Annotated in this window: 9 protein-coding genes; 5 read left to right on the forward strand and 4 right to left on the reverse strand. The window is 70.4% G+C overall.

All coding sequences use genetic code 11. The annotated features are described in order from the left end of the window. Positions 1–65: 65 nt before the first annotated feature. Both AC27VN_RS22015 and AC27VN_RS22020 read right to left on the reverse strand, forming a co-directional pair. Entirely contained in the window at positions 66–767 is a 702-nt protein-coding gene (locus AC27VN_RS22015) for an amino acid ABC transporter permease (protein WP_490877896.1), read from the reverse strand. A 13-nt stretch (positions 768–780) separates the two neighbouring features. Further along, positions 781–1,614 (reverse strand): ABC transporter substrate-binding protein, encoded by an 834-nt coding sequence (locus AC27VN_RS22020; protein ID WP_490877897.1) that lies wholly within the window; start codon positions 1,612–1,614, stop codon positions 781–783. Positions 1,615–1,811: 197 nt separating this feature from the next. On the opposite strand from AC27VN_RS22020, the gene AC27VN_RS22025 reads away from it, so the two are divergent. The 3 genes from AC27VN_RS22025 (at position 1,812) to AC27VN_RS22035 (ending at position 5,030) form a co-directional block, all read left to right on the forward strand. Continuing rightward, positions 1,812–2,795, forward strand: coding sequence for an aliphatic sulfonate ABC transporter substrate-binding protein (locus AC27VN_RS22025; RefSeq protein ID WP_490877898.1), 984 nt, complete (start codon positions 1,812–1,814; stop codon positions 2,793–2,795). Between the two features lie 13 nt (positions 2,796–2,808). Next, on the forward strand, positions 2,809–4,023 hold the full coding sequence (gene solA / locus AC27VN_RS22030) for an N-methyl-L-tryptophan oxidase (protein WP_490877899.1): 1,215 nt from the start codon (positions 2,809–2,811) through the stop codon (positions 4,021–4,023). 65 nt (positions 4,024–4,088) lie between these two features. Beyond that, positions 4,089–5,030: a ketopantoate reductase family protein gene (locus AC27VN_RS22035; protein WP_490877900.1), complete on the forward strand. Its 942-nt coding sequence runs from the start codon at positions 4,089–4,091 to the stop codon at positions 5,028–5,030. A 167-nt stretch (positions 5,031–5,197) separates the two neighbouring features. Here AC27VN_RS22035 and AC27VN_RS22040 read toward each other — a convergent pair whose 3' ends face one another. Beyond that, on the reverse strand, positions 5,198–6,556 hold the full coding sequence (locus AC27VN_RS22040) for an NAD(P)/FAD-dependent oxidoreductase (RefSeq protein ID WP_208513947.1): 1,359 nt from the start codon (positions 6,554–6,556) through the stop codon (positions 5,198–5,200). A 107-nt stretch (positions 6,557–6,663) separates the two neighbouring features. Between AC27VN_RS22040 and AC27VN_RS22045 the strand changes: the two genes are divergently transcribed. Both AC27VN_RS22045 and AC27VN_RS22050 read left to right on the forward strand, forming a co-directional pair. Beyond that, on the forward strand, positions 6,664–7,518 hold the full coding sequence (locus AC27VN_RS22045; RefSeq protein ID WP_490877901.1) for an AraC family transcriptional regulator: 855 nt from the start codon (positions 6,664–6,666) through the stop codon (positions 7,516–7,518). A 20-nt stretch (positions 7,519–7,538) separates the two neighbouring features. After that, complete coding sequence (locus tag AC27VN_RS22050; protein WP_490877902.1) at positions 7,539–8,534, forward strand: alpha/beta hydrolase family protein; 996 nt, start codon at positions 7,539–7,541, stop codon at positions 8,532–8,534. On the opposite strand, the gene AC27VN_RS22055 is transcribed toward AC27VN_RS22050, so the two are convergent. Further along, on the reverse strand, positions 8,531–9,839 hold a 1,309-nt coding region (locus tag AC27VN_RS22055), incomplete at its 5' end, for a family 2A encapsulin nanocompartment cargo protein cysteine desulfurase (RefSeq protein WP_490877903.1). The genes AC27VN_RS22050 and AC27VN_RS22055 overlap by 4 nt on opposite strands.

The following is a 9,839-nucleotide window of genomic DNA, read 5'->3' on the forward strand; positions in this document are numbered from 1 at the left end:
CGGCCCCTGTGGAAAGGCGCCCCACAGCAGGTACGGCAGGCTGTCCCACAGCGTCTCGAACACCGTCATGCCGCCCTCGCCTGCCGCCGCGCGGCCCAGGCCGCCAGCAGCTCGATCGCGCCGATGGTCGCGATGTAGAGCAAGGTCGCGATGCCGAAGGCCTGGAAGGTCTTGAAGGTCTCGGCCTCCACCTGCCGCGAGACATAGGACAGCTCGACCAGCCCGACCGCCATCGCGAGCGAGGTGTTCTTGACGATGTTCATGTACTGCCCCAGCAGCGGCGGCAGCGCGATGCGCAGCGCCTGCGGCAGCACCACCTGCGCCAGCACCTGGGCGCGCGTGAAGCCCAGCGCCGACGCGGCCAGCGTCTGGCCCACGGGCACGCCGCGGATGCCCGAGCGGATGTCCTCGCCCACGTAGGCGGCCGCGTAGAGCGTGAGCCCGACCAGCGCCGACAGCAGCTCGAACGACAGCACGTGGCCCGCGTAGAGCCATTCGCGCGCGGCCTCGGGCAACACCGAGGGCGCGCCGAAGTACCAGAAGAAGAGCTGCACCAGCAGCGGCGTGTTGCGGAACAGCGAGACATAAGCCGCGGTGGCGCGCCGCAGCGCGGGCCGGTCCGAGGAACGGCCGGCCGCGACCGCCACGCCCAGCACCGTGGCCCCGGCCACCACCAGCAGCGAGCTCCACATCGTCGTCAGCCAGCCGTCGAGCAGCCAGCCCAGGTAGCGCGGCGCGAGCAGCTGCTCGCGCAGGAGATCGATCAAGGCCGTGGCGCCTTCAGCGCGCCGCCACGCGCTGGTCGCCGATCTTCAGCAGGCGCGGCAGCGGCGCCTTGCTGTTCGGGCCGAACCAGGTGTCGTAGATCGCCAGCGCGCGGCCGTTCCTCTCGCTCTCGGCCAGCCAGGTGTTGAGCGCCTCGAGCAGCCGGGTCTCGCCCTTGGGCACGGCCGCGCCCAGGTACTCCTTCGAGACCGTGATCGCCGGGATCTCGTACTTCTCCTTGTCGGGCAGCGCGTTCCACTGCGCCGTGAGCTTCACGCCGTCGTTGGTGATGGCCTGCACGTTGCCGTTGCGCAGCGCGGCCAGCGCGAACGGCGAATCGTCGTAGAGCACGACCTTGGCCTCGGGGTAGTTCTTGCGCAGGTTCGATTCCATCGTCGTGCCCTTCTCGGTGCCGATGCGGATCTCGTTGATCTGCGCCACGTCCTTCAGCAGCCCCTTCTTCGCGAGGAACTGCTGGCCGACCAGGAAGTACGGCGTGGTGAAGTCCACCGCCTTGGCGCGCTCGTCGGTGATGGTGAAGCTCGCGAACACCACGTCGGCCTTGCCCGAGGTCAGCAGCGGGATGCGGTTGGCGGGGTTGGTCGGCACCAGCTCGATCTTCACGCCCAGGCTTTTCGCGAACTCGGTCGCGAGGTCGATGTCGTGGCCCACCTGCTTCTTGCTGGCCGGGTCGATGTAGCCGAACGGCGGGTTGCCGTCGAAGGCGGCCACGCGCAGGACGCCGGCCTTCCTGACGTCGTCGAGCCGGTCGGCCCATGCGGCGCCGGCCAGGGTGAAGGAGCCGATGGCCAATGCCAGGCTCGAGAGAATGAATGTGCTGCGGGTCATGCCTGCTCTTCGGAATGAAAAGCCGCGACTCTAGGCAGCGCGCGCGCCGCGTCCAACGAAGCAATTTCCGCTTGCATATGCCCCGCGGAGTTGCGCATGAGCTCATGCGAAAAGCTTCGTCGCGCGATGCGCGCGCGGCCCCTAGAGTCGCCGGCCTCTACGCTCACTTCTCCCACCGCGCCACGCGCGGCATCGCCATGAACACTCCCCGCTTGTCCTCCTCCGCTCTCTCGCGGCGCCTCGTGCTTCGCGCCGGAGCCAGCGCCGCCTTCGCCGCGGCCGCCACGCCGCTGTTCGCGCAGACCCGCGCCAAGACCCTGCGCATCGGCTATCAGAAGTTCAACACGCTCAACATCCTCAAGGGCACGGGCCGGCTCGAGCAGGCGCTCGCGCCCGCGGGCGTGAAGGTGGAATGGGCCGAGTTCCTCGGCGGCGCGCAACTGTCGGAGGCACTGGCCGCCGGCGCCATCGACTTCGGCCATGCCTCCGACGGCATCGGCGTGTTCCAGCAGGCCAGCGGCAAGGGCCTGGTCTACCTCGCGGCCGAGAGCCCCTACCCCGGCGGCGTCGGCTTCCTGGTGCCGCGCGACTCGCCGATCCGCACTGTGCGCGACCTCAAGGGCAGGAAGGTGGTCACGGGCCGCGGCTACAACACGCAGTACGTGCTGATCCGCGCGCTCGAGGCCGCGGGCCTGCGCTACGAGGACATCGAGCCGGTCTACATCGTCACCGCCTCCGACACCGTGGCCGCCTACCAGTCGGGCAGCGTGGCCGCGATCGGCCTGTGGGATCCGTTCCTGGCCGGCGCGCAGCAGGCCACCGAATCGCGCCTGCTGTTCGACGGCACCGGCCTCAGCGGCAACCGCACCTACCACTTCGCGCAACCCGAGTTCGCGCGCTCCAATGCCGATCTGCTGCGCACCGTGTTCGCCGAGCTGCGCAAGACCAACGACTGGGCCCAGGCCCATCCGGCCGAGGTGGTGGCCACGCTGGCGCCGCAGCTCAAGGTCGAGCCCAAGGTGCTGGCGCTCGCGACCGAACGGCGTCAATATGGCGTGGTCGCGCTCACGCCGGCCATCGCCCGCGAACAGCAGGGCCTGGCCGACGTGTTCGCGCAGCTCAAGCTCATTCCCAAACCGATCGAGGTGAAGGACGCCTTCCTGGACCTGAACCTCGTCTGACACCCTGTCCGCCTTGACTTCCAGCTCCCATCACGACGTCATCGTCATCGGCCTCGGCGCCCTCGGTGCCGCCACGCTCCACCAGCTCTCGCAACGCGGCGCGCGCGTGCTCGGCATCGACCAGTTCGCGCCGCCGCACGAGCTCGGCTCCTCGCACGGCGATTCGCGCATCACGCGGCTCGCGATCGGCGAAGGCGACGAGTGCGTGCCCTTCGTGCAGCGCTCGCACGCCATCTGGCGCGAACTTGAGGCGCGCACCGGCCGTTCGCTGATGACCGCCACCGGCGGCCTGGTGCTGGCACCGCGGGGCCGCGTGGCCGAGCACCACGGCAAGCCCGACTTCGTGCGCCGCACCATCGCCTGCGCCGAGCGCTTCGGCATCGCGCACGAGGTGCTCGACGCGGCCGGCATCCGCGCGCGCTTCCCGCAGTTCCAGCTGCAGGGCGACGAGATCGGCTACCACGAGCGCGAGGCCGGCTTCGTGCGGCCCGAGGCAGCGATCGAGGCCCAGCTCGCGGTGGCGCGCGCCGCGGGCGCGCAGATCCGCACCGGCGAGAAGGTGCTGGCCGTCGAGCCCGTGGGCAACGGCGACACCGTGCGCGTGCGCACCGAAACAGCGAGCTTCGAGGCCGGGCGCGTCGTGGTCGCGGCCGGTGCCTGGCTGCCCGAGTTCCTGGGCCGGCAGGCGCGCGCCGACTGGCAGCGCGACTTCTCGGTGCACCGCCAGGTCATGCACTGGTTCGACACCGGCTCGGCCGCCGCCGACTTCGCGCCCGGCCGCTTCCCGGTCTTCATCTGGATGTTCGGCGACGGGCCCGAGGACTACATGTACGGCTTTCCGTCCTCCGACCCCGCGCAACCCGCGCTCAAGGTCGCGACCGAGCAGTACGTGGAGGCCACCACGCCCGACGCCATCGACCGCAGCGTGCGGCCCGAGGAAAGCGCCGCGATGTTCCGCGAGCGCGTGGCCGGGCGCTTCCCGCAGATCGAGGGCCGCGCGCTCAAGGCGCGCGCCTGCATGTACACCGTGACGCCCGACCGCCGCTTCGTCATCGACGCGCTCGACGGCCTGCCCGGCGTGCTGGTGGTCTCGGCCTGCTCGGGCCATGGCTTCAAGCACTCGGCCGGGCTCGGCGATGCCATCGCCGATCATGTGCTGGGGCGCGCGAGCACGCTCGACCTGTCGCCCTTTGCCCGCCAGCGGCTGCTGGAGAAGCCGGTGGCGTAGAGCAGCCTTGCGCGTTCTTGGGCATCATCGCCGCCGGTTCTTTGTCTGATTCAGGAGCAAGCGCGATGAGATTTCTGGTGGTGGGTGCCGGCGCACTCGGTGGTTATTTCGGTGGCCGCCTGCTGGCGGCGGGACGCGACGTCACTTTCCTGCTGCGCGCGCGGCGCGCGGCGCAGATCGCGGCCACCGGCCTCGTGATCCAGAGCCCGCAGGGCAACCTGCACATTCCCTCGCCGCCCCACGTGTCGGCCGAGAACATCGGCGGCCCCTACGACGTGGTCGTGGTCGGCAGCAAGGCCTACGACCTGGCCTCGACCATGGACTCGTTCGCGCCCGCCGTCGGCCCCGAGACGATGATCCTGCCGCTGCTCAACGGCATGCAGCACATCGACGCCCTGGTCGAGCGCTTCGGCGAGGCGCGCGTGCTCGGCGGCCTGTGCCTGATCTCGGCCACGCTCGACGACGAGGGCCGCGTGCTGCACCTCAACGATTCGCACGGCCTCACCTACGGCGACCGCGCGGGCGGCATCCCGCCGCGCATCCAGGCGATCCAGCAGCAGTTCGAGGGCGCCGGCTTCGAGGCCAAGGCCAGCGACAACGTCTTGCAGGACATGTGGGAGAAGTGGGTCTTCATCGCCTCGATCGCCGGCCTCACCAGCCTGATGCGCGGCGCCATCGGCGACGTGGTCGCCGCGGGCGGCCAGGACGTGGCGCTGGCCCTGTTCGACGAATGCGCCGCCATCGCCGCCCACAACGGCTTCGCGGTGCGCCCCGGCGCCATCGAGCGCGGCCATGCCTTCATGACCGCGGCCGGCTCGCCGATCACCGCCTCGATGTACAAGGACCTCGCGCGTGGCGGCGCCGTCGAGGCCGACCACATCCTCGGCGACCTGCTGAGCCGCGCGCCGCAGCCGGCGCCCGCCGTGCCCTCGGTGCTGCGCATCGCCTATGTGCACCTCAAGGCCTACGAGGTGCAGCGCGCCCGCGCGCAGGGCGCGGCGAACTGAGCCTCTGGCCGGCGCGCGCCGAGTATCTATTCACGAATCCATTCAGCTTCCCGGGTTTCCCCAGCGAAAACCCGCGTGAAGCCGCGTGAAGCCGCGCGATTTATCTATTCACCTTGCTATTCACGGGGCCGCCCCGCTGAATGGCAAAGGCGAGCACGACCGCCCCGTCAATCCGACTTGAGGATCGTCTCCCCCTTCAACATCCCCATGTCCTGGATGTTGACGCGGTGCCGCTTCCACCCGGCCCAGGTACGGCGCGGATGCATTGCCGAGATGAAGTAGTACAGCACCTTGAACATGCCCAGCGCGCGCCAGAACGGCGTGCCGCGGTAGATGTCGCCGGCCAGCAGCGACATCAGGCCCTCCTTCACGCGGAAGGGATTGCCCGGGTACATGAACATCTCGCGGATCGTCGGGTTGGTCACGCGGTAGATGAACCACGAGTACTCGCGCGGGCCCTTGCGCATCATGGCCTCGAAGTCGGCGCGCGCGCCCGCGTACTCCATCGGGCGGTCGAGTGCCTTGGCCACGGCCTCGGCGCCGTCGAAGGCGCTGTGCATCGCGAGGTAGACGCCCGAGGAGAACATCGGGTCGATGAAGGCGAAGGCGTCGCCCAGCAGCAGGTAGCGGTCGCCGGTGGCATGGGTGCTGGCGTACGAGAAATTGCCGGTGGCGTGCACGGCGTCGTCGACCAGCTCGGCGTCCTTCAGGCGCTCGACCAGCACCGGGCACAGCGCGATGGTGTCGTAGAAGAAGTCCTTGAGCGGCTTCTCGCGCGACTTCAGGTAGTAGGGCCAGCAGACCGCGCCCACGCTGGTGGTGCCGTCGGCCAGCGGGATGAACCAGAACCAGCCGTGCGGGAACCAGCAGATGCTGATGTTGCCTTCCTTGCGGCCCTCGAGCCGCTTCGCGTTGCGGAAATGGCCGAACAGCGCGGTGCTGTTGTGCTCGGGGTTCTTCTCCTTGCAGCGGAACTGGTTGGCCAGCAGGGTGTCGCGACCGGTCGCATCGACCACGAAGCGCGCGCGCCAGCTGCGGCGCTCGCCGTCGTCCATCTGCGTGCGCACCGTGGCGCCGTCGGCGTCGAAGCTCACGTCGCGCACCCGGCAGCCCTCGATCGCCTCGGCACCGCGCGCCGCGGCGTTGCGGAACAGCAGCTCGTCGAGCTCCGAGCGGCGCACCTGCCAGGCCGAGTCGAGCGACTTGTCCCAGCCCTCGGCGAAGTCGACGTAGCTGCGGTGCTCGTGCTCGGGCGAGACGAACTCGATGCCGAACTTCGGCATGCCGATCTTCTCGACCTGGTCGCGCACGCCGAGCTTGTCGAACAGCTCGACATTGGCCGGCAGCAGCGATTCGCCGATGTGGAAGCGCGGGTGCTGCGCCTTCTCGAGCAGCACCACCTTGCGGCCCTGCTGGGCGAGCAGCGCGGCCACGGTGGAGCCGGCGGGGCCGCCGCCCACGACGAGCACGTCGCAGGATTCGTCGGTGACCGAGGATGCGGGAGTGGAAACGGGAGGCTGGGACATGCGAGGGACAGGCTACGTTGTCGACGACCGCAAAGCATAGCCTGTGCGTCGCGGACTCCGCAAAGTCGGCTAAGCGGCCGCCGCCGCCCGGCGGCACACTGCGGGACATGACCGCCCCCCGCGCCGAACACGACTACCGCGAACGCGTGGCGCGCGCCGTCGCGGCCATCGTGGCCGACCCGATGGCCGACCACCGGCTCGAGGACCTCGCGGCGCTCGCGCATTTCTCGCCCTTCCACTTCCACCGCATCTACCAGAGCGTCGCGGGCGAGACGGTGGCCGCCACGGTGCGGCGCGTGCGGCTCGCCATGGCCACGCGGCTGCTCGTGCGCGGCGGCCAGAGCATCACGGACGTGGCGCTGGCCGTGGGCTACGAGAGCCCGCAGGCCTTCACGCGCGCCTTCGGCCAGTTCACCGGGCAGTCGCCGCGCGAATTCCAGCAGCAGATGCACGCGGTGGTGCTCGATGCGATGCCCGCGGCGCGGGACCGCAACGACGAGGCGCCGCCCGCCGTGCGGATCGTCGAGCGCCCGGCGCAGCCGGTGCATGCGCTGCGCCATCACGGGCCGGCCTCCACCATCCCGCACACGCACCGGCGGCTGCGCGCCCGGCTGGGCCCGCGCCGGGTGTCGGGCTGGTTCGGCATCTCCTGTGGCAATCCCGAGGCGCGGCCGGATTTCCGCTACTACGTGGCGGCGGCCTCGCCCGATCCCTGGCCGGCCGACGACGCGGAGATCGAGGCCTTCGACATGCCGGGCGGCCTCTACGCGGTGCACACGCTTGCCGGCCCCTACACGCGCATCAACGCCGCCGTCTACGCGCTCTACGCACGCTGGCTGCCTGGTAGCGGCTACGAACCCGACGACCGGCCCACGCTCGAGCACTACCTGAACTCGCCGCGCCAGGTCGCACCGGCCGCGTTGCGCACCGACCTGCTGATTCCGATCCGTCCCGCCGGCTGATCCCGGCATTCACTGCCGCCATGAACCTGCTTCGCTACCTTCTTCCCCTCGCGCTCGGCCTGTGGGCGGCCTGCGCCCAGGCCGCCGGTTTCAGCACCCTCGAGATACCGGCCGATGCCGATGGCCCGGCGCTGCGCGGCGCGGTATGGACGCCCTGCGCCGCGCCCGATGGCCAGGTCCAGCTCGAGCGCAACACCCTGCCCGGCGTGCGCGACTGCCCGATCGCGGGCGAGCGGCTGCCGCTGGTGGTGCTGTCGCACGGCTACGGCGGCTCCTTCCTCGGCCACCACGACACGGCCGAGGCGCTGGCGAACGCGGGCTTCGTGGTCGCCGCGATCAACCACTCGGACGACAACTTCCGCATCCGCGGCGGCCCCGAGGACAGCATCGTGGCGCTCGCGACGCGCACCACCGACATCCGCCGCCTGGTCGACCACATGCTCGCGCGCTGGCCCGCGCATGCGCAGCTCGCGGCCGGCAAGGTCGGCTTCTACGGCTTCTCGCGCGGCGGCTACACGGGCCTGGTGCTGATCGGCGCGCGGCCCGATTTCGAGAAGCTGCCGCCGCTGCCCGGATCGCCCTGCAGCGCGGCGCCGCAGGGCCCGGCCTGCACGGCCATGCGGCAGCGCTTTCGCGCGCTGCTCGCGGCACCGCTGGCGCACGACGAGCGCATCAAGGCCGCGGTGATCGCCGATCCGCTCAGCATGCTGTTCGATGCCGAGAGCCTGAAACAGGTGAAGGTGCCGGTGCAGCTCTGGGCCTCGGCATACGGGGGCGACGGCGTCACGCCCGACAACGTGGCGGCCGTGCGGCGCAACCTGCCGACGGCCCCGGACTGGCGCGTGGCCGACAAGGCCGGCCATTTCGGCTTTCTCGCGCCCTGCTCCGCCGCGCAGCTCGCGGCGAATCCGGAGATCTGCCGCGACGGCCCGGACTTCGACCGCACGGCCTTCCATGCGGCCTTCAACGCCGAGGTGCTGACCTTCTTCAGGCAGCACCTCGGGTCGTCGAACTAGCCCGCGCGCCGCTGGCCCGCGAGCCTTCTCACCACCGCCACGAGCCGGTCGATCTCGTCGAAGGTGTTGTAGAAGGCCAGCGAGGGCCGCACCGTGGTCTCGACGCCGAAGCGGCGCAGGATCGGCTGCGCGCAATGGTGGCCCGTGCGCACCGCGATGCCTTCCTCGTTGAGCGCCTGGCCCACCTCCTCGGTGCTGTAGCCGTCGATCACGAAGGACATCACGCTGGCCTTGTCAGCCGCGGTGCCGATCAGCCGCACGCCGGGAATCGCGCCGAGCTGCGCCATGCCGTAGACCAGCAGGTCGTGCTCGTAGCGCGCGATGTTCTCGATGCCGACCTTGTTGACGTAGTCGATCGCCGCGCCCAGGCCCACCGCGTCGGCGATGTTGCCGGTGCCGGCCTCGAACTTGTTCGGGATGGGCTGGAACACGGTCTTCTCGAAGGTCACGTCGGCGATCATGTTGCCGCCGCCCTGCCATGGCGGCATGTCCTCGAGCACCTCGCGCTTGCCCCACACCACGCCGATGCCGGTAGGCCCGAACACCTTGTGGCCCGAGAACACGAAGAAGTCGGCGCCGATGTCCTGCACGTCCACGCGCATGTGCGAGACCGACTGCGCGCCGTCGACCAGTGCCCGGGCGCCCGCGCGGTGCGCGAGTTCCACGATCTCCTTCACCGGCACCACGGTGCCGAGCGCGTTCGACACCTGGGTGACGGCGACGATCCTGGTGCGGTCGTTGAGCAGCTTGCGGTACTCGTCGAGCAGCACCTGGCCCGAGTCGTCGACCGGGATCACGCGCAGCTTCGCGCCCTTGGCGGCGGCGAGCTGCTGCCACGGCACGATGTTGGCGTGGTGCTCGAGGTTCGAGACGATGATCTCGTCGCCCTCGCCCACGTGCTGGCCGCCCCAGCTCTTGGCCACCAGGTTGATGGCCTCGGTGGTGCCGCGCACGAAGATCACTTCTTCCACCTCGGGCGCGTTGATGAACTTGCGCACGCGCTCCCGCGCGCCTTCGTAGGCGTCGGTGGCGCGCGCGGCCAGCTCGTGCGCCGCGCGGTGGATGTTCGAGTTCTCGTGCGCGTAGAAGTGGGCGATGCGGTCGATCACCGACTGCGGCTTGTGCGTGGTGGCCGCGTTGTCGAACCACACGAGCTGTCTGCCGTTCACGCGCTCCTGCAGGATCGGGAAGTCGCGCCGCACGGCGTTGACGTCGAACGGCGGATGCTGGCCGCTGCCGGCCAGCGGCACCGCCTCGGACCCGCGCGGATCGGCCTTGGCCGGCGTGACGAAGCCGCTGGGCAGC

It is taken from the genome of Variovorax sp. 20P10.2.4 (assembly GCF_058244205.1).

What these genes read in the sequence shown, in the direction of transcription:
- AC27VN_RS22035 (WP_490877900.1), top strand. Translation starts at nt 4,089, where the DNA reads ATGAGATTTCTGGTGGTGGGTGCCGGCGCACTCGGTGGTTATTTCGGT.
- AC27VN_RS22050 (WP_490877902.1), top strand. Translation starts at nt 7,539, where the DNA reads ATGAACCTGCTTCGCTACCTTCTTCCCCTCGCGCTCGGCCTGTGGGCG.
- AC27VN_RS22020 (WP_490877897.1), bottom strand. Translation starts at nt 1,614, where the DNA reads ATGACCCGCAGCACATTCATTCTCTCGAGCCTGGCATTGGCCATCGGC.
- AC27VN_RS22040 (WP_208513947.1), bottom strand. Translation starts at nt 6,556, where the DNA reads ATGTCCCAGCCTCCCGTTTCCACTCCCGCATCCTCGGTCACCGACGAA.
- AC27VN_RS22025 (WP_490877898.1), top strand. Translation starts at nt 1,812, where the DNA reads ATGAACACTCCCCGCTTGTCCTCCTCCGCTCTCTCGCGGCGCCTCGTG.
- AC27VN_RS22045 (WP_490877901.1), top strand. Translation starts at nt 6,664, where the DNA reads ATGACCGCCCCCCGCGCCGAACACGACTACCGCGAACGCGTGGCGCGC.